At 56.4% G+C, this 18446-nt stretch carries 19 protein-coding genes; 1 reads left to right on the forward strand and 18 read right to left on the reverse strand.

Annotation, left to right across the window (positions count from 1 at the left end):
• Nucleotides 1–205 precede the first annotated feature (205 nt).
• From K2F33_RS30195 to K2F33_RS30270, 16 genes are all read right to left on the reverse strand, one after another.
• Nucleotides 206–1546 (reverse strand): LLM class flavin-dependent oxidoreductase, encoded by a 1341-nt coding sequence (locus K2F33_RS30195; RefSeq protein WP_263880368.1) that lies wholly within the window; start codon nucleotides 1544–1546, stop codon nucleotides 206–208.
• A complete protein-coding gene (locus K2F33_RS30200; RefSeq protein ID WP_076168781.1) occupies nucleotides 1543–2088 on the reverse strand; it encodes an OsmC family protein in 546 nt (181 codons plus the stop codon). The genes K2F33_RS30195 and K2F33_RS30200 overlap by 4 nt, the downstream gene beginning before the upstream one ends.
• Before the next feature lie 259 nt (nucleotides 2089–2347).
• On the reverse strand, nucleotides 2348–2536 hold the full coding sequence (locus tag K2F33_RS30205; RefSeq protein WP_076168783.1) for a hypothetical protein: 189 nt from the start codon (nucleotides 2534–2536) through the stop codon (nucleotides 2348–2350).
• Between the two features lie 229 nt (nucleotides 2537–2765).
• Nucleotides 2766–3170: a nucleoside-diphosphate kinase gene (gene ndk / locus K2F33_RS30210; protein ID WP_145022465.1), complete on the reverse strand. Its 405-nt coding sequence runs from the start codon at nucleotides 3168–3170 to the stop codon at nucleotides 2766–2768.
• 62 nt (nucleotides 3171–3232) lie between these two features.
• Nucleotides 3233–4354: a PAS domain-containing sensor histidine kinase gene (locus K2F33_RS30215; RefSeq protein WP_263880369.1), complete on the reverse strand. Its 1122-nt coding sequence runs from the start codon at nucleotides 4352–4354 to the stop codon at nucleotides 3233–3235.
• Nucleotides 4347–5000, reverse strand: coding sequence for a response regulator transcription factor (locus tag K2F33_RS30220; protein WP_076168789.1), 654 nt, complete (start codon nucleotides 4998–5000; stop codon nucleotides 4347–4349). The genes K2F33_RS30215 and K2F33_RS30220 overlap by 8 nt, the downstream gene beginning before the upstream one ends.
• A 34-nt stretch (nucleotides 5001–5034) precedes the next feature.
• Nucleotides 5035–5481, reverse strand: a complete 447-nt coding sequence (locus K2F33_RS30225; RefSeq protein WP_263880370.1) for a hypothetical protein — start codon at nucleotides 5479–5481, stop codon at nucleotides 5035–5037.
• 369 nt (nucleotides 5482–5850) lie between these two features.
• Entirely contained in the window at nucleotides 5851–6579 is a 729-nt protein-coding gene (locus K2F33_RS30230) for a Crp/Fnr family transcriptional regulator (protein ID WP_263880371.1), read from the reverse strand.
• A gap of 297 nt (nucleotides 6580–6876) precedes the next feature.
• Nucleotides 6877–7614 carry a pyruvate formate-lyase-activating protein gene (pflA, locus tag K2F33_RS30235; RefSeq protein ID WP_212983081.1) on the reverse strand — a complete coding sequence of 246 codons (738 nt, stop codon included), beginning with the start codon at nucleotides 7612–7614 and terminating at the stop codon, nucleotides 6877–6879.
• 73 nt (nucleotides 7615–7687) lie between these two features.
• Nucleotides 7688–9958 carry a formate C-acetyltransferase gene (gene pflB, locus K2F33_RS30240; protein ID WP_212983080.1) on the reverse strand — a complete coding sequence of 757 codons (2271 nt, stop codon included), beginning with the start codon at nucleotides 9956–9958 and terminating at the stop codon, nucleotides 7688–7690.
• Between the two features lie 109 nt (nucleotides 9959–10067).
• Nucleotides 10068–10691, reverse strand: a complete 624-nt coding sequence (locus K2F33_RS30245; RefSeq protein ID WP_089546353.1) for a molybdenum cofactor guanylyltransferase — start codon at nucleotides 10689–10691, stop codon at nucleotides 10068–10070.
• Between the two features lie 104 nt (nucleotides 10692–10795).
• Nucleotides 10796–13402: a bifunctional acetaldehyde-CoA/alcohol dehydrogenase gene (gene adhE / locus K2F33_RS30250; protein ID WP_263880372.1), complete on the reverse strand. Its 2607-nt coding sequence runs from the start codon at nucleotides 13400–13402 to the stop codon at nucleotides 10796–10798.
• 260 nt (nucleotides 13403–13662) lie between these two features.
• A complete protein-coding gene (hpf, locus tag K2F33_RS30255; protein WP_263880373.1) occupies nucleotides 13663–14208 on the reverse strand; it encodes a ribosome hibernation-promoting factor, HPF/YfiA family in 546 nt (181 codons plus the stop codon).
• A gap of 145 nt (nucleotides 14209–14353) precedes the next feature.
• Nucleotides 14354–14752 (reverse strand): DUF3147 family protein, encoded by a 399-nt coding sequence (locus K2F33_RS30260; protein ID WP_145156570.1) that lies wholly within the window; start codon nucleotides 14750–14752, stop codon nucleotides 14354–14356.
• Between the two features lie 15 nt (nucleotides 14753–14767).
• A complete protein-coding gene (locus tag K2F33_RS30265; protein WP_089550108.1) occupies nucleotides 14768–15130 on the reverse strand; it encodes a DUF3147 family protein in 363 nt (120 codons plus the stop codon).
• A 98-nt stretch (nucleotides 15131–15228) separates the two neighbouring features.
• The gene (locus tag K2F33_RS30270; protein WP_263880374.1) at nucleotides 15229–15546 is read right to left on the reverse strand and encodes a hypothetical protein; all 318 of its coding nucleotides are present in this window, start codon (nucleotides 15544–15546) and stop codon (nucleotides 15229–15231) included.
• A gap of 331 nt (nucleotides 15547–15877) precedes the next feature.
• Here K2F33_RS30270 and K2F33_RS30275 point away from each other — a divergent pair, with 331 nt between their 5' ends.
• The gene (locus tag K2F33_RS30275; protein ID WP_263880375.1) at nucleotides 15878–16156 is read left to right on the forward strand and encodes a hypothetical protein; all 279 of its coding nucleotides are present in this window, start codon (nucleotides 15878–15880) and stop codon (nucleotides 16154–16156) included.
• Between the two features lie 24 nt (nucleotides 16157–16180).
• On the opposite strand, the gene K2F33_RS30280 is transcribed toward K2F33_RS30275, so the two are convergent.
• Together K2F33_RS30280 and K2F33_RS30285 are read right to left on the reverse strand one after the other, a co-directional pair.
• On the reverse strand, nucleotides 16181–17536 hold the full coding sequence (locus tag K2F33_RS30280) for a serine hydrolase domain-containing protein (protein ID WP_263880376.1): 1356 nt from the start codon (nucleotides 17534–17536) through the stop codon (nucleotides 16181–16183).
• Nucleotides 17537–17678: 142 nt separating this feature from the next.
• Entirely contained in the window at nucleotides 17679–18446 is a 768-nt protein-coding gene (locus K2F33_RS30285) for a hypothetical protein (RefSeq protein WP_263880377.1), read from the reverse strand.

An 18446-nucleotide genomic window follows, 5' to 3' on the forward strand; every position in this document is an offset into this window, starting at 1 on the left:
AACCCACTTCAGGGGACGATACAGGTGTTTTGTTATGGATTTGGAAGGAACGGCAAAAAAGGAGAAGAAAGTGTCTTCTTCTCCTTAGTCCACGGCGGTGAACCGAACGAATCGGCAGTAGATATGCTGCAATGAAACGGCTGCGAACGGTGGAAGGTACTTTCCGTGCACAGATGCAGTACCAAGCATGCCGATGCATTGACGATTAAGCTTGGTGGACTGCCTTGGCGAGGTTTTGAGCCGCGTACCGGTTGGCCGGGACCGGCAGCCCGAGATTCCCGCGCAGCGTATCGCTTTCGTACTCCGTCCGGTACAGGCCCCTCGCTTGAAGGATCGGCACCACGAGATCGACGAAATCGGCCAATCCGTTCGGCACCACGGTCCGGACATTGAAGCCGTCAGCCGCCCCTTCTTCAAACCATTCCTGAATCAGGTCGGCGACCCGCTCCGGCGTACCGATAAACGAGGTGCGCGGGGTCGAAGCCCGCAGCGCCACTTCGCGGAGCGTGAGCCCCTGCTCCCTGGCTTCCTGCTTGATTTTGTCCGTCGTGCTGCGGAAGCTGTTGCTGCCCAAATCACCGATGTCCGGGAACGGCTCGTCCAAGGGGAATTGCGAAAAGTCGAAATGGTCGAAATAACGTCCCAAGTAATTCAGCGCCTGATCGATCGAAACGAGCTCTGCAATCTCGCGGTATTTCCGCTCAGCCTCCTCCTCAGTGCGGCCGACGATCGGCCCGATTCCCGGGAAGATCAGCAGCTCCTCCGGCTTGCGGCCGTACGATGCGGCTCGCCCTTTGACGTCCTGGTAGAAAGCGCGTGCTTCCTCCAGCGTCTCGTGCGCGGTATAAATCGCGTCCGCGGTGCGGGCCGCCAAATCCCTGCCGGACTCGGAGGATCCGGCTTGAAAGATGGCCGGATGCCCCTGCTTTGACCGTGCGATGTTGAGCGGCCCCTGCACGGAAAAGTGCTTGCCTTGATGGTGCAGCGTATGCAGCTTGGACGGGTCGAAAAATACCCCTGCCGCCTTATCCCCGACAAACGCGTCATCCTCCCAGGAATCCCACAGCCCTTTGACAACCTTCACATGTTCCTCGGCGATTTCGTACCGCAGGGAATGCTGGGGGTGCTCTCCCTTGCCGAAATTGAGCGCAGAACCCTCCAGCGGCGAGGTGACCACATTCCATCCCGCTCTGCCCCCGCTAAGTTTGTCTATGGAAGCGAACTGCCGGGCCACGGTGAACGGCTCGCTGTAGGACGTGGACAGGGTGGCTACGAGGCCGATATTCGTCGTCACGGCCGACAGGGCGGACAACAGGGTCAGCGGCTCGAACCGGTTCAGAAAATGAGGATTGGACTTTTCGTTAATGTACAAACCGTCTGCGATGAACAGCAAATCGAATTTTCCCTCTTCCGCCTTCAGCGCCTGCTGCTTGTAAAACTCCAGGCTTACGCTCGCATCGGTGGGAATAGAGGGATGCCTCCAGAAAGAAATGCTGTTGCCGACGCCATTGAGATTTGCACCCAGCTTTAATTGCCTTTTGGTCATCGTACAGCCTCCTCCGGCCGGCTGAGGACCAGCTCGCCTTCGATCGCCTGGGGATCACGGAGCAAATTGAAAATCGGGCAGACCCGTTCGACAGCCTCGTGCAGCGCCTGCAGCGTCTCCTCGCTTTCATCTGATTCAATGATCAGCCGGTACCGGATGTCATGCGGGTAGATAGGAATATGCTCGTATCCGGGTCTTCCCGCCAGCGGATGCATCTGCGCCTCCACTTCAACTTCCAGGCTGTGCAGGGACACCTCGCGTTCCGCGGCTTGAATGAGCGTAATATGCGTCAGGCAGCTGCCGAGCACGCCGAGCTGAAGTTCAGGTGACGAAGGCCCCAGGTCATAGCCGGCAAAGTCAGGCGGACTATCGCTGATCACCCGGTAATCCCGGATCCGGATTTCGCGCACCCCGCTTCTTCCCTTGGCCGACACTTTGGCACGCAGCGTGTTGACGGCCTGCGCCGGCTCCGCTTCGGCCTTTGCTCGCCGGAGCAGCAGCGCATTCCTCTTTTGCTTCAAATACTCATTCAGATCAGCCATATTGGACTTCGCCTCCCACTGATTTTTTCCGCCATGCCACCAACGGAATTTTCTATAAATCCTATAAGAAAAGTAGTAATTATAAATATAGGGGAACTCCAGCGGCTTGTGTAATAGAAAAATCCAATTCGCGCATGCAAAATTTAAATCCAAACAAAAAAGGCCGCCGTAAATGACGACCCAATGATCTAGCCTATTTGGGACAAACCTTAATTTTGTAGCGATAGCTTTCTCACGGTGTTCACCCGCCATGCTCGGCCTAAAGTGCGTATTCCTTCAAAAGCTTTTCCGTCGTTTCCGCATCCGGCTGCTCTTCAACACCTGTATGCTGCGCCTTCCAGCAGGCCAGGCATTGCTCCTCGGTCGTGCACTCGTAAGCTTTCGGACAGGTATAGCAGCAGTGGATCATAAATGTCGTCAGGTCGCGGAGTTGATTGATCTCGGTCATCACCGTTCACCTCTTCTCGTGATAGGACTGCTCATCCAGGTCATGATGCGAAAGACTGCCAGAGTTGTGAAACACTTCACATCATCAGGCGGAAGAGGGCCGGGCCTCCAAAGTTATAATGCTTGAAAGTCCGGCATGCATGCTCTTTTCGGCTTCCCCCTGCAGTTTCATTATATATCCGAACACAAACTGAAACTGTGACCTATTTTACACTTGCGGCGTTCAAACGCTATTTTTCGAAAAATAACCGGATTTCCCTGCGCGCATGCTCCGGCGAATCGGATCCGTGGATGACATTCTCTTCAACGGCCAGCCCGAAGTCGCCGCGGATCGTGCCGGGAGGCGCCTCAGCCGGATTGGTGGGACCGATGAGGGAACGCGCGTTAGCCACCGCTTCCTTCCCTTCCACGATCATGGCAAAAACCGGTCCGGACGTAATGTAATCGACCAGTTCTTCAAAGAACGGCTTGTCCTGAAGATGGCCGTAATGCACGCGCGCCGTTTCCTGGGAAATTTCCATGATCTCGCCGCGCAGCAGACGGAGTCCCTTCTTCTCAAAGCGGCTGACGATTTCGCCAACCAGCCCCCGCCGGACGCCGTCGGGTTTAATCATGACGAATGCTTTTTCGCTCATCGTTGTCATCTCCTTCTTGCCCCCATCTTACGGGTTAAGCCGGAAAAAAGAAGTGAGCTTTCTCACAGTTTCGCCGTTGATTTCGGCAGCGTCAACGTTACCGTCGTCCCGCTTCCCGGCGCGGAGTCGATCCGGAGACGGCCGCCGGCAATCCGGGCCCGCTCCGCCATACTGAAGCGTCCCACTCCTTGGGTTGGCAGAGACGGCTCGAAACCGGCCCCCTGGTCGCTGATGCGCACGGCAACCTCCTCTTCTTGCTCCCAGATCTCCACCTCAGCCTCGGAAACGTCGGCATACTTGGCGATATTGGTCAGCGCCTCCTGAATGACCCGGTAGATCACGGTTTCCTTCTGGATATCCAGACGCTTGCGCAAATTGCATTCAAAAGCAACCTTGATCCCATAATGGGATGCATAGTTTTCGATATAAGTCCGGATCGCAGGGACGATGCCGAGGTCATCCAAAACGGACGGCCGCAGTTCCCAGGCGAGCCCCCGGACTTCCTCGATGACCCCCGCGACATGCTCGCGGATCCCGCGAAGATCCTCTTTCTCAGGCTCAGGGGAGGCAATGGCCCGGTCCAGCTGGATCAGCAGGGAAAACAAGCTCTGCCCGATGCCGTCATGGAGCTCGCGCGAAAATTTGCGCCGCTCTTCTTCCTGAATGGTCATGACCTTGGCCAGCGTTTCCTGCAGCTCTTCCTCCACCTTTTTCAGGCGGGTGACTTCGTTGCGGATGGCCAAATATTGATAAGGCGTCCCGTCCTCGCCTATGAACGGGACGATCGTCGTGTTCACCCAATAATAAGTCCCGTCTTTGGCCTGGTTCCGGATATCTCCGGTCCAGACCCGCCCGGAGGAGATGGTGCTCCACAAGTCGCGCATAAACGCTTTGGAATGCGTCCCCGAGTTGATGATCCGGTGGTCCTGGCCCAAGAGCTCGGAGCGGTCATATTTCGAGATTTCGCAAAATTTATCGTTGACGTATTGGATCCTCCCCCGGCGATCGGTCACCGCCACGATCGACGACTCGTCCAGGGCGAATTTGACGTCCGCCAGCTGTTTCAGCGATTCCCGCAAGTCCGTGCGGAACCGGGATTCCGGGAGCTGCTCATCGAGCTGGGACAGAAGCGACTCAACATGCTCGGCGATGATCTTACTGCCGGGTTCCGGTTGTTTATTCAAATTGCAGCAGCCCCTTCTTCATGGCGTATTTGATCAGCTCCGGCCGGGTTTTGAGCCCCAGCTTCTCCATCAGATTGCTCTTATGCGTCTCGACGGTCTTGACGCTGATCACGAGCTGCTCGGCGATTTCTTTGTTGGCATAGCCCATGGCCGTCAGCGACAAGACCTCCTTCTCGCGTTCCGAGAGGCCGTCGAACAGATCGGTGCTCTCGCCCCTCCGCATCTGCTCCACATACTCGTTCATCAGCCGCTTCGTCGCCGTCGGGTACAAATAGGCGTCGCCTCCGGCGACCGTGCGGATCGCGGTAAGCAGCTCTTCATGGGGCGCGCTCTTGAGCACATAGCCCGCGGCGCCGGCATGAATCGCCCGGAACAAGTATTCGTCGTCGTCATGCATGGTCAGAATGAGAACCGCCACGTCCGGCAGCTGCTGCTTCAGCTCGGTCGCCGCCGTTAACCCGTCCTTCCCGTGAGGCATGCTTAAGTCCATCAGGACAACGTTCGGCTGATGCTCAAGGGCCATGCGGATGCCTTCGTCCCCTTCGGATGCTTCAGCCGCCACTTCAATGTCGGGCGCCGCGCTCAGCAGCATGCGAAGCCCGGACCGGACCATGGCATGGTCGTCCACAATGATAATGTTGATCATAGCGTCCTCCTTTTGCTCTTATGATCTAATCATATCATTTCTTGCCGGGTTCACAGGCGCTTCTTCCGGATAACGCGGACTTGATCCACGCCGTCTCCGTCTTGGCATATGCCCTGCCATCCCGTCTCCCTAGCAATAGAATACCGCTGCTGGCAGTGGAATGGCCAGTGGTTACCGGAAAAGCCATGCCGGAGAGCAGCTTTTCGGCGAGCATGACCGGACATTCTTCACGCATGAACGGATTCTCCTCTTCGTGAGCCGTATATACCGTCCCATGGCGCATCACCATGCCGCCCAAACCAACGCCGGGCTTGATCGTCATCTGCCGCACCCGGACATTGCTGCCCCCCAGGATGCGGTCCCATCCCATCCTGCGGGAGCTGCCGGCCGGCTGCGCATAAGCGATGAAATCGCTTCCGCTTTTCAAGCGAATCCATTCCAGCCGGCGGTCGAATTCGTCGTCTGTCCCTGCCCTTTCCATGCATATCCCCCTCTATCGAGCCGTGCGCTTCATGAACATCGATATTCCTATTTTCCCAATAGTTCTAGTTCTATTGAAAATAGAAACGTCTAGCGACATACATTCTATGAATCCAGACCGTGTTTAGTTGAAGTTTTTTTGCGAGATCAGGATGCTTAGCCTCGTCAGTTTATATTTTCTGATTTCTAATAAAAAGCCCGCTTGTTTGTATGTAAGGGGACCCCCCGATTCCCGCTCAGGGAGCTGCCACCTACATATGCAAAACGGCCAGCTTGGTTTGTAATTTGCGCTACTCCTTACGGAATGCCTGCTGTGCAGCAAAAGGAAGACCAGGCAGCAGCTGCCCGGTCTTCCCCACGCCGGTCCGGATTACATACGGCATATTTCTTTCGGACAGTTCTCGCACCGGCAAATATCCCGCAGATAGTGAAGGTCCTTGATGATAATATGGCCGTCCTCGGTTTCGATCACGTCTTCCTTTTTCAAATCGCTCAGCATCCGGTTCACGCTTTCGCGCGTGGCCCCGATCATGTCGGCCATTTCGGAATTGTTGATTTTCAAATCGATATAGACGCCTTCTTCCCGCTCCGTTCCATACGAATTCCCTAGCCGAATCAACAGCGAACAGAGCGCTCCCGTCTTGCCGAACATCATGAGATCGCGGAATTTGGTTTGCGTCAAACGATGCATCAGACCCATCCATTTCATGAACTCAACGGCCAGATCGCCGTGCTGCCAGAGCAGAACCTCCAGGTCTTTGCGCTGAATGACCCCGACCTTGGCATCCTCCATGACCTCGGCGCTGAAGCTGTGCACCGAATCCTGAAACGGATCCATCTGTCCGACCAGATCCCCTTCATGATGCAGGTACAGTGTCAAAGCCCGCCCGCTGTCCGAGGTCTTCGTCGTTCTCACCCGGCCCTCGATGATGAAATACAGCTTGCCGGCCGGATCGCCTTCCCAGAACAGGCAGCTGCCCTTTTCCGCGCTGCGCTTATACATGATGCTTTCCAGCTTCTCGAAGCTCTCTTGCGACAGCAGCGGCTCCAAGCCCTCCCGGCAATGCTTCGCCTGTGTCCCCGTCACGGTCTGCCCCATCGTTCATTTCCCCTTCCGCACATCTTTGCCTTTATCATAACCCCTCAGGATGGATTAACCTATCGGGGGATGCACTGATTTTTCATAGGGGTGACTCCCCTAGATCCTATGAGAAAAATCACAGCCTAACTCGGTAAGTCGCTTAGGGCAGCCCCGTCAACGGAACGACGCAGCGCTGAGGAAATATCCGGACGGATTCGGATGGAACCGTGGGACAGAGAAGATTCCGGCGAACGATTCGGAAATAGGGCCGGGGCTAAGGGTTGCCGCATCCTGTTCCGGACTCTCTGCTCCCTATTATGGCCGGGACGCCGCAACCCTCCGCGCCGCCTCGATCAGCTCTCTTGCGCGTTCCACCTCGCGGTCCGTTGGCGTAGGCACGCCGTCCAACGCGTACGGGCGGCCTAACTGCTGCCATTTGTATACGCCCATCCGGTGATAGGGCAGCAGCTCGATTCGCTCCACATTGCGCAGGTGTCCGATAAATTCACCCAGCAGCGTCAGATCTCCTGCCTGATCGGTGATGCCCGGAATCAGCACGTGCCTGATCCATACCGGTTTTCCGATGGCGGACAGCCATGCCGCAAATTTCAAGATCCGGTCATTCGGCTGGGAGGTCAGCCGCTCATGCTTCTCGTTGTTCAGCTGCTTCAGATCGAGCAGGACCAGATCCGTATACTGCATCAGCTCGCCTGCATGAGACGGTTCGCAGAAACCCGAGCTGTCGAGCGCCGTATGCAGGCCGAACCGCTCCTTGCAAGCCTTGAACAGCTGCGCCACAAAAGGCGCCTGAAGCGTCGGTTCGCCTCCCGTCACCGTGATGCCGCCACCCGAGCTTTTATAGTAAGGCACATAGGGTTCGATTTCCCGGAGAATCTCCTCGACGGTAACCTGGCGTCCTCCCTTCGTATCCCATGTATCGGGGTTATGGCAAAATTGGCACTGCAGCGCGCAGCCCTGCATGAACAGGACGAAGCGGATGCCCGGTCCGTCCACCGTACCGAAGGTGTCCATGGAATGTATTCTGCCTTTCATGCGGGCCACGCTCCTCTCTTCATGACAACTTTTGATTTCACTGCTTTATTGCTCTGCGAATCGTAACGGCCGTTCAGATCTCTCCGTGGAACGTCCGGCTGATGACATCCAGCTGCTGCTCCCGCGTCAGCTTAATGAAGTTGACCGCATACCCGGATACCCGGATGGTCAGCTGCGGATAGTTCTCCGGATGCTCCATTGCATCCAGCAGCTGCTCACGGTTAAAGACGTTGACGTTCAGATGATGTCCGCCGCTTGCGGTATAGCCGTCCAGCAGCGCCGCCAGGTTGCTGTGTCTGGCTGCGTCCTCTTTGCCCAGCGCCTTCGGAATGATCGAGAATGTATTGGAAATGCCGTCCAGGCTGTGCTCGTAAGGGATTTTGGCGACCGAAGCCAGCGAAGCGAGCGCGCCTTTGCGGTCGCGTCCATGCATCGGGTTCGCGCCCGGTGCAAACGGCTGCCCGGCCTTGCGGCCGTCCGGCGTGCTGCCCGTCTTCTTGCCGTATACGACGTTTGACGTAATCGTCAGAACCGACATGGTCGGAATGGCGCCGCGGTACGTCTTATGCTTGCGCAGCCGGTTCATGAACCCTTCCGCCAGCTCCACGGCGAGCTGGTCGACACGGTCGTCGTTGTTGCCGTACTGCGGATACTCGCCTTCGATTTCAAAATCGACCGCGATCCCCTTTTCGTTGCGGATCGGGCGAACCTTCGCGTAACGAATGGCGCTCAAGCTGTCGGCCACGACCGACAGGCCGGCGATGCCGCAGGCCATCGTCCGGACAATATCCCGGTCATGAAGGGCCATTTCGATGCGCTCGTAGCAGTATTTGTCATGCATATAATGGATCACGTTCAGTGTGTTGATGTACAATTTCGCCAGCCAATCTTGGATGACGTCGAACTTTGCTTTCACTTCCTCATAGTCCAGCACCTCGGACGTGATCGGCGCGATGGCCGGTCCGACCTGGGCGCCGCTCTTCTCGTCGACGCCGCCGTTGACGGCGTACAAGAGCGCCTTGGCCAGATTGGCCCGGGCTCCGAAGAACTGCATCTGTTTGCCGATCCGCATCGCGGATACGCAGCAGGCGATGCCGTAATCGTCGCCGAAGTGCGGACGCATCAGGTCGTCGTTCTCGTACTGGATCGAACTGGTCTCGGCCGACACTTTGGCGCAGAACTTCTTGAAGTTCTCCGGCAGCTGCGCCGACCACAGCACCGTCAGGTTCGGCTCCGGCGCAGGTCCCAGGTTGTAGAGGGTATGCAGGAAGCGGAAGGAGTTCCGCGTCACGCGCGTTTTGCCGTCAAGCCCCATGCCGCCAACCGACTCGGTCACCCATGTCGGATCGCCGCTGAACAGCTCGTTGTAGTCCGGCGTGCGCAAAAATTTGACGATCCGCAGCTTCATGACGAAATGGTCGACGATTTCCTGCGCCAGGCTCTCCGTCAGCGTACCTTCCACGAGGTCGCGCTCGATATAAATGTCCAGGAAGCTGGATACCCGTCCAAGGCTCATCGCCGCTCCGTTCTGCTCCTTAATGGCTGCCAGATAAGCGAAGTAGAGCCACTGCACCGCCTCTTTGGCGTTCATCGCAGGTCTCGAGATATCATGTCCGTAAGATGCGGCCATCGCCTTCAGCTCGCCGAGGCTTCGGATCTGTTCGGACAGCTCTTCGCGCAGCCGGATCACGTCTTCGCTCATCGCATCGACTTCGAGCTGGAGCAGCTCCTCCTTCTTGCCTTGGATGAGGCGGTCGACACCGTACAGCGCCACGCGGCGGTAGTCGCCGATAATCCGGCCCCGTCCGTAGGCATCCGGAAGGCCCGTGATGATGCCGGCCTTGCGGGCTGCGCGCATCTCGGACGTATAGGCATCGAACACGCCTTGGTTATGCGTCTTGCGCAGATCGGTAAAAATACGCTCCAGTTCCGGGTTCAATTGATACCCGTACGCATTGCAGGCATCGACGACCATCCGGATGCCGCCGAACGGCTGAACGGCACGCTTAAGCGGTGCGTCGGTCTGCAATCCGACGATGGTTTCCTTGTCCTGGTCGATGTATCCCGCTGCATGCGAGGTTATGGTGGAGACCGTGTTCACGTCCACGTCGTGAATGCCGCCCCGCTCCCGCTCTTCCTTTAACAGCTGGCTGACCTGCTTCCACAGATCCAGCGTGTTCTCCGTTGGCGGCGCAAGGAACTGCTCATCGCCCTCATACGGTGTGAGATTGCGCCCGATAAATGAATTGACGTCAATATTTTTCTGCCAGCTGCCTCCCGCAAAACCGCGCCATGCCTCCTCGAATCCAGCCCGGTTCTTTACTTCGCTTTCTTTCATCGCCATGATCAAGCACCTCCGTTTTCTATGCTTTCATGTTACTTTTTTCACAGGTTAAAGACAGTGATTTTTCTCACTCTTTTTACTTTTCTCACCATCTTCGCTGCCGTTATTTTTATTTGAACGATCTAGATGCTTTCCCTTCGTCAGCCAAAAATTCGGTCAGCGCATCTCCCCAAGCATCTTCGAGTGTGCGAACAAAGCCGCCGTCCATGCCTTGATACCCGAAATCCGTTTCCGCAACCGTCAGATAACGAAGCTGGCGAACCAGACCATCAGCTTCCGTATGGCCGCTCTCCAGAAACTGCCCAAAATACACGGCGCAGGAGCGATCATAAATACCGTGAAGCGGATGGAGCCTGCCGCCGATCATCGGCAGGACGGCGTCGAGCCCGTCCTCCAGCCTCAGCGCCATCAGCTCAGCGGCGTCGGCCGAGGGATACGGCATGTGGCAGCCGATAATCCACACGGCCCGGTGTTTAGACAGGGAGAGGCCCGCGTGCATGCCGCCAAGCATTCCTTTTCCGACATAATAATCCGTAATGATCCGGATATCCCGGTCCACCTGGCGAAGCAGCGGCCGGGGATCGTCCGTCACGATCGTAATCTCGCCGCAGCACTTCCGCATTTCACGGATCTGCCGCTGCAGCAGCGTTTCTCCTTGAATCATCCGGAATAGGGTAGGTGCGCCTTTCGTAGAACCATGATTGCCGCCTGCCAAAATAACGCCGGACAGCATATGAATCACTCCTTTCCACTGCCATCAACGCACATCACGATTCTGAGACAAGAAGGCTGCCGACGCTTTCGGTCGGCAGCCGGCTGGATCATGCGGTGCAGCTCCTAGAATTTGCCGTAGAAGGCGTTCCGGTAAACGTCCGCCAGTTCACTGACCAGCGGCATCCGCGGGTTGGCCGTCGTGCACTGGTCTTCGAACGCACGGTCGGCCAAATAATCCACTTTTGCCTCGAAATCGGCCGGGTCAAAGCCGAGATCCTGGAATTTCTCCGGAATGCCCAGCGATTGGTTCAACTTGCGCACCGCCTCGATCAGGCTGTTGACGCCTTCCTCCGTATTCCGGGACGGCAGGCCAAGCATACGGGCGATTTCCGCATAGCGAAGGTCGGCCACGAAATGGTTGTATTTCGGGAAGGACGCGAACTTCGTCGGTTTCTGCGCATTGTACCGGATGACATGCGGCATCAGGATCGCATTCGTCCGCCCGTGGGCCGTATGGTACTGGCCGCCCCACTTGTGGGCCAGGCTGTGGTTGATGCCGAGGAAGGCGTTGGCAAACGCCATGCCGGCAATCGTCGACGCGTTATGCATCTTCTCCCTGGCCAGCGGATCCGCCGTGTGGAAGGACTTTTCCAGATTTTCAAACACCAGCCGGATCGCATGAAGCGCAAGCCCGTCGGTGTAATCGCTCGCCATGACGGAAACGTACGCCTCGATGGCATGCGTGAGGACATCCATACCGGTGTCGGCCACCGCCGTTTTCGGCAGGGTGTACACGAATTCCGGGTCGATGATCGCCACGTCCGGCGTCAGCTCGTAATCGGCGAGCGGATACTTCGTATTCCCTTCCTTCTTGTCCGTGATGACCGCAAAAGAAGTCACTTCCGAGCCGGTGCCCGAAGTGGTCGGGATCGCGACAAACTGTGCCTTTTCGCCAAGCCGCGGATACTTATAGACCCGCTTGCGGATATCCATGAACTTCTGCTTCAGCGAGTGGAAGCTGGTGTCCGGATATTCGTAGAAGAGCCACATCGCCTTGGCCGCATCCATCGGGGAGCCGCCGCCAAGTGCGATAATGCAGTCGGGCTTAAAGCTCTCCATCAGTCTCGTGCCGCGCTCTACCGTCTCGACGGACGGATCTGGCTCCACGTCGGAGAACACTTCGATCGCTACCGGATTGACGCGTTTGCGCAGGTAGTACTCCACCTTCTCGACGTATCCCAGCTTGACCATCATCTCGTCGGTGACGACCAGCACACGGGAAATGTTCGGCATTTTCTCAAGGTACTGCGTCGCGCCCTTCTCAAAATAGACCTTCGGCGGAACCTTGAACCACTGCATGTTGACCGTCCGGTAGGCCACGCGTTTCACGTTGATCAGGTTCACCGACGTGACGTTGGACGTCGTCGAGTTGTGTCCGTACGAACCGCAGCCGAGCGTCAGGGACGGCAGGTTCGTGTTGTAGATGTCGCCGATCGCCCCGTGCGTCGAAGGCGAGTTGACGATTACGCGCCCGGTCTGCAGGCGGTTGGCGAACGCCTGGATGACGGCGTCATCGTTCGAATGGATGACGGACGAGTGTCCCATGCCGCCGAATTGGACCACTTCGGCCGCGCGCTCGATGCCCTGCGCCGCCGTCTTGACCTTATAGCAGGCAAGCACCGGGCTCAGCTTCTCTGCGGACAGCGGGTAGGCCGGACCGACGCCCGCCAGCTCGGCCACGAGGATCTTGGTATCCTGCGGCACCTGAATGCCGGACATTTCAGCGATTTTTACCGCCGGCTGGCCGACGATGACCCCGTTTACCGCGCACTTCTCGCTGTTGATGACCAGCTTGGACACGGCCTCGGTTTCAGCCTTGTTCAGGAAGTAGCAGCCGCTGTCCTTCATCAGCTTCCGGACCTGGTCGTACACCGGCTCCTCGATAATGACGGCCTGCTCGGAAGCGCAGATCATGCCGTTGTCGAACGTCTTTGAGAGAATCAAGTCGGTGACGGCCTGCTTTAAATCCGCAGACTGCTCAATGAAGCAGGGAACGTTGCCCGGTCCGACGCCAAGCGCAGGTTTGCCCGTGCTGTATGCGGATTTCACCATCGCCGAGCCTCCGGTTGCCAGCACGAGCGCCACGTCGGGGTGGTTCATCAGCAGCTGCGTCGCTTCCAGGGACGGCGTTTCAATCCACTGCACGCAGTGCTCCGGCGCGCCGGCCGCGATTCCGGCGTCACGCAGCGTGCGGGCCGCTTCTGCGCTGCACTTTTGGGCGGAAGGGTGGAAGGCAAAGATGATCGGATTGCGCGTCTTCGTTGCGATCAGCGTCTTGAACATGGTCGTGGACGTCGGGTTCGTCACCGGGGTAACGCCGGCGATGATGCCGACCGGCTCGGCGACCTTCTTGTAGCTCTCAAACGCGTTCTCCTCGATAACGCCGACCGTCTTGTCATGCTTGATGCTGTGATAGATGTATTCCGTCGCGAATATATTCTTGGTGATTTTGTCCTCGTAGACGCCCCGGCCGGTCTCCTCGACCGCCATCTTCGCGAGCGGCATGTGCCGGTCCAAACCGGCCAGCGCCATCGCCTGTACGATTTCGTCAATTTCCTCTTGATTCATGTTCAGGTACGCTTCCTGCGCCTTCCTGGCGCGGGCAACCAATCGGTTCACTTCTTCATGGGCGGAGTTCTTTGTTTCCAGCTTGCTTTCTTTAACAGCCATCGTTTTCTCCTCCTTGGAGACCTTTGCCGGTCCCTCATCTCCTTGATGAGTTCATCCTACTGGAACCCCAGGGGGGCTAACTATGACATTACTCACATCGATCTATAAATTTTTTAAGGTCCGAAAAATGCAGTGCTTAGGCGCTTTTTGCGAAATTCTATCGTCTAAACAAAAAAATACCGAATGGAGCTATGGCTCTCCATTCGGCGCAAAGGAATAGCAGTTAGGAGTCATCAAGACTTGAAGACAACAAACCTGGCTTAATCAGCAAAGAGGTGCCCGTAAGTGCCGTCCGCCCTGCGGTAAACGACTTCCTCACGGTTGGTATCCCGGTTCAAGAACAGATGGAAGCTGTGGTCCAGCAAATTCATCTGCAGCACGGCCTCCTGCAGATCCACCGGCTTCATCACGAGCCGCTTTTCTTTTGCAATGACAAAGGCTTCCTCCGGCGCTTCCGGTTCCGGCTGTCCGCCGTCCTGAATGCCGGGGCCGACCGCGCGGCCTTGGCTGCGCAGCTTGCGGCGCGCCCGCTCCTTGTACTTGCGGAGCTTGCGGTCCAGCTTATCCGCGGCCTGGTCAATGGCGGCATACATGTCCGCATCCTTCACTTCGACCCGAAAGACCATGCCGTGATAGGGAATGGTTGCTTCAACGACATGCTCCTGTTTCCGGGCCTGCAGCAGCAGGGTGACGTGAATGGTCACCGTCTCGTCAAACCAGGATTGGGCCGAACCGATCTTCTGCTCGGCATACGCCTGGAGTGCCGGTGTCACTTCAAAATGTTTGCCATGAATGTGTGTAGCCATGGGATCTGCCTCCTTCAACGGGAAAGGACTCTTGCATGACTATATTGTAAAACGGCTGGGCACCCTGCGCTGTGAAAAATATCACACCAACACGGAAACGTCATGCGTCCCTGCGCATGACTGATCCATGACGCAAGTCGGCCATTTACACGTGCTTGGTCTGTTTTCGCGGCAGCCGGTGCATGTGCTGGATTTTTTGCACTTTCTCCTTCACTTTCAGCAGCGCAAACGAGCCGGCAAACCAGCCTATAAGTCCCAGCATCAGGCTGGGCCACCAGGCACCGGTTATTTTCAGGGCATACCAGACCGTCACGACGCAGACAGCGCAGCCGGTCATCCCGTATACCGAACCTCTGGCCACCGCGGCCGCCTTTTCCGAGCCCTGGCTGAGGCCGACCATCAGCACGGCGACGACCATCACCGCGGGAAACGCCGCAAAAATACCGCCAAGCGCCTTCCAGGGCAGCAGGACCGACGCCATATAGCTCAATACGACCGCCAGGCCACCCAACACGAACCGAAGCAGCAGCTCCCGTAATTTCATTTCCTGTTTCCCCCTTTACAAGCTGAACAGCACATAGGATATCGTGAACGAAACGAGCAGCCAGCCGCCTACGGACAAGGTCAGCCCCTTCTTCCATCCTTTGCTGGTGCACAAGTAGCCTGCCGCCGCGGCGCACGCCACATTAATCGCCATTCCGATCAAAGCGCCTTGGGACAGATCGATGGAATGGGCGACCAGTTCACGGGAACCGTAATCGAACCTCATCGTCAGCAGCGCCGCCAGAAAAACGGCGGGAAACGCGGCAAAAATGCCGCCGACAGCTCCTCCCGCGCGTTTGGCAATAAGCGATGCCGCCACCACGGCTGCGCCTCCCAGAAGGAACCGCAGCAAAATGCCTATCAGCGATAGATGAGCCAGAGCCATGTCCAATCTCCCCTGTCTATTTTTGTGAAAATAATCACTAACTTAACCGAACCCATCATAGCACAGGGCCGGATCAGGTTCTGTAATCTGCATCACAGCGGTGCCCAGGACAGGAATAAAATGCATGCCCATGCCAGCAGCTCTTGAATACGGAAGCTGGCGCCGAAATCGCCGATGCTCTGCCGTGGCTCCGTTCCGGGCTGCTCGAGACCGTAGGCCTCCCTTAGCCGCTTCGCTTCCTCATCCGAAAGCTTAGGGGATACAGCTGGACTTGTGACGACGGATATGGGGGGATGTTTCGTAAGTATCGCCCCTTCCCAGGAAGATAAACCCGAAGCTAGAACTACACCCGAGTTTGCCGGTAACCAAAGGGCGCAAATCAGCATCAAGGCAAAGATTTTTGGGATCATGACAACTCTCCATTTACGAAAGGTTAACGTCAGCGACGGCTGCAAGCCGCCAATCTTGAAACTATTATAATCGTAGACGAGCTCTGTGGCACACGGAATCTATGAAAAAAATCGAACCCATCAGCTTTACCCCCGAACGGCCGCCGTATTGCCGGCATAAGCACTAAAAAGATCCTTGGCATGATTGCCAGGATCTTTTTATCCACTGCTCCCGCGGGGTTTCACAGGTTCAGCAGATTTTCGCTTGTTAAAGGCTTATCGAACTAGAGACAATCCTCATTACATTGTGGTAACATTTAACAAAAATAGATTCGGAGGATTTCACCAATCTATGCTAAAGTACATCGCTTTACCTATCATCTTTGCCGTTTGTTTTGTTCTGATCCAAACCGGCATCCAGACAGGCCTCGGCATGTATACGACCCAAAAAAATACGGCGAACATGATAGCCGCCTATGATCCAAACGGTGCGGAACCCCTGCCGTCCACAGTTGAATTCGGGGCCGGCCGGCCGTGGATTACACCGCAAAAAATAACGGTATGGTTGATCTCTCTCGTGATTTCGGCCGCCGCTGTGTTCCTGTTTCACCGGCTTGTGTTCAAAACATGATGGCGGCCTCGGCCGCGCTGACGATCAGGATCGCGCAATAGAATCGGCAAGCTGATCCTTCATCAAACGCAGCTCTTCATCGTCCGGATCCAGCGCTAACGCCAAATCAACGATGGCCGCGGCACTTAGCGGTTCCCCGCCCCGCAGCAGCCTGCCGGCAATGCCCAGGAAGCCGAAGTCGAACTCGTACGGTACATAACCGAGCTTGGAGCGCTGCTCGCTGCCCGCCTTGTATACACTCAGGGCCGAGTCTATTCCTTCCGTGGCCAATATGCCGGCTGTATGCATCGTCAGCGAACGCGGAATCACTTCGACCTGCTCCCCAAGCAGCACATCCAAGATTGCGTTGTTGACCTGATGGAGTCCAAGGTAATCGGTATTGAACATGAGAGTTACCGCGATACCCGGTTCGGGCAAGACGACCAGATTGGAACGAAATCCCGTGTCCGATCCGCCATGCGCTTTCGCTTCCAGCCCCTTATACGGTCCCATGAACCAGCCCAGGCCAATGTTCCGGTAATAACCGAAATCTTCAGCCGGCGCATGGCTTTGCCACAGCTCCCCAATGCTGGACGGCTGCAGAACAGGTGCGGTGCCCCATTTTCCCCCGTTTAAGTAAGCCGCCGCGTAGCTGCACGATTCCGCCGCACTCGTCAGCAAGGTGGAGCTCGGCCCATGCGCCCGGTTATACGGATAAACGCGGCTGACCTTGGCTCCAAAGGAGGAACCCATCCCCATGATGTGCGGGGCGGCAAGCAGGCCCTGGTCTGCATCCGGCATCGTATAGGTGCTCGTTGCCATGCCAAGCACATCCAAAATATGCTCCTGCATGTACTGTTCAAAGGAAACCCCCGAGACCTTCGCGATGACATCACCGAGAATCTCAAAGGCTATGTTGCTGTAAGCATATTTTCCCTGGCCGGGTTCCCATAACAGCTCTCGGTTCGATACGCTGCGAACGTAACGCTCCAGCGCTCCTGCATCCAACTGAGGCCGATCCCATTCATAATCATCTTCATCCGGCATGCCGGAGGTATGGGTGAGCATGTGCCTGATCGTGATATCCCGATAACGCACGTCCTCCAGTCTGAAGTAAGGCAGGTACGCCGTCACTTTCTCATCCAGCTTGATTTGTCCGCGTTCCACGAGCTGCATAACCGCCGTAGCCACATAGGTTTTGGAAATTGAGGCCATGTGAAACAGCGTGTTCTCATCCACCGGGGCTCCGGTCTCTTTACTTTTCACACCAAATCCTTTGGCGTAGACAGGCTCGCGATTGTACACGATTCCTACAGCCATGCCCGCCGCCGCGCCATCCTGCGCGATATAATCATTCAGCAGCTGGTCCAGCCGCTTCGTTATTTGCTCTACGTTTGGCATCCTATAGCCTCCATGGATCGAATATTTGTATTCTGTTGTCTGCAACCTCATACTCTTACCAATGGAAGCACCGCCTTCCTGGATTTAACATTTTCAGCGTATCACCTCGGGAAGGGGGCGGCAATGTACAGCATAGTTATAATTAATTTTTATTATCGATGGCTACTAACCGCTTATTGGCCAAATCCAACCGGTATAACACATCGCGGGTGTCTTCTTCGGGAGTCCCGGCTCCGATCGCGGGATGGACCACCAAGCGGTCGTTTTCAATGTGCGGAGAAGGCTCTATTTCCGAATACACAAGCTTGCCGCCAGCATGCCCCTTTTGCATGACTTTTAAAGCTGTGGCCTCGCCGCTGCGGCGGTCGATCGCAAACACGTACGCCTCCATTCCATGACCCGATTTATACTGAGGCGCAAGAAAGTAAACATCCGCGTCTTGGAAACGTACCTGCTCGAAAGGAACCTTCTCGTCATTGGGTCTTGCAAATAAAAAGGCAGGCAGGTCCAATAACAGAGTATCTTCCTTCCCGGCTTGCCTGTAAACGATGGAATAGTCGGCCTGAAACGTCATGTCCCCTTCCCGTCCGTAATTGCTCGGAACCGCTAAATGCCCCCGTTCCTCCCTTCCTTGGGAAATCATGAGAAGAGTCCCTTGCCGGGTCTCGATTTCTGCACGAACCACTCGCGTATCCGAAGCCGCGTCAAGCACAACCGATCCCGAAAGGAACGATTCCGGAAACCGGCTGACCCGTTCAACCGAAGTGCCCGGAGAAGAAGAGGATGGCTGCTGCATACCTTCGCCAGGGTTGTCATCCGTCGATGAAATCTCAGTGGATAAAGCGTTATCCGGTAGATCGTCGCTTTGATTACAGGCGAGCAGGAAACCGAATAACAACATCGATGCCAT

This window comes from Paenibacillus sp. PSB04 (genome assembly GCF_025809195.1).
Lineage (GTDB): Bacteria > Bacillota > Bacilli > Paenibacillales > Paenibacillaceae > Paenibacillus_AQ > Paenibacillus_AQ favisporus.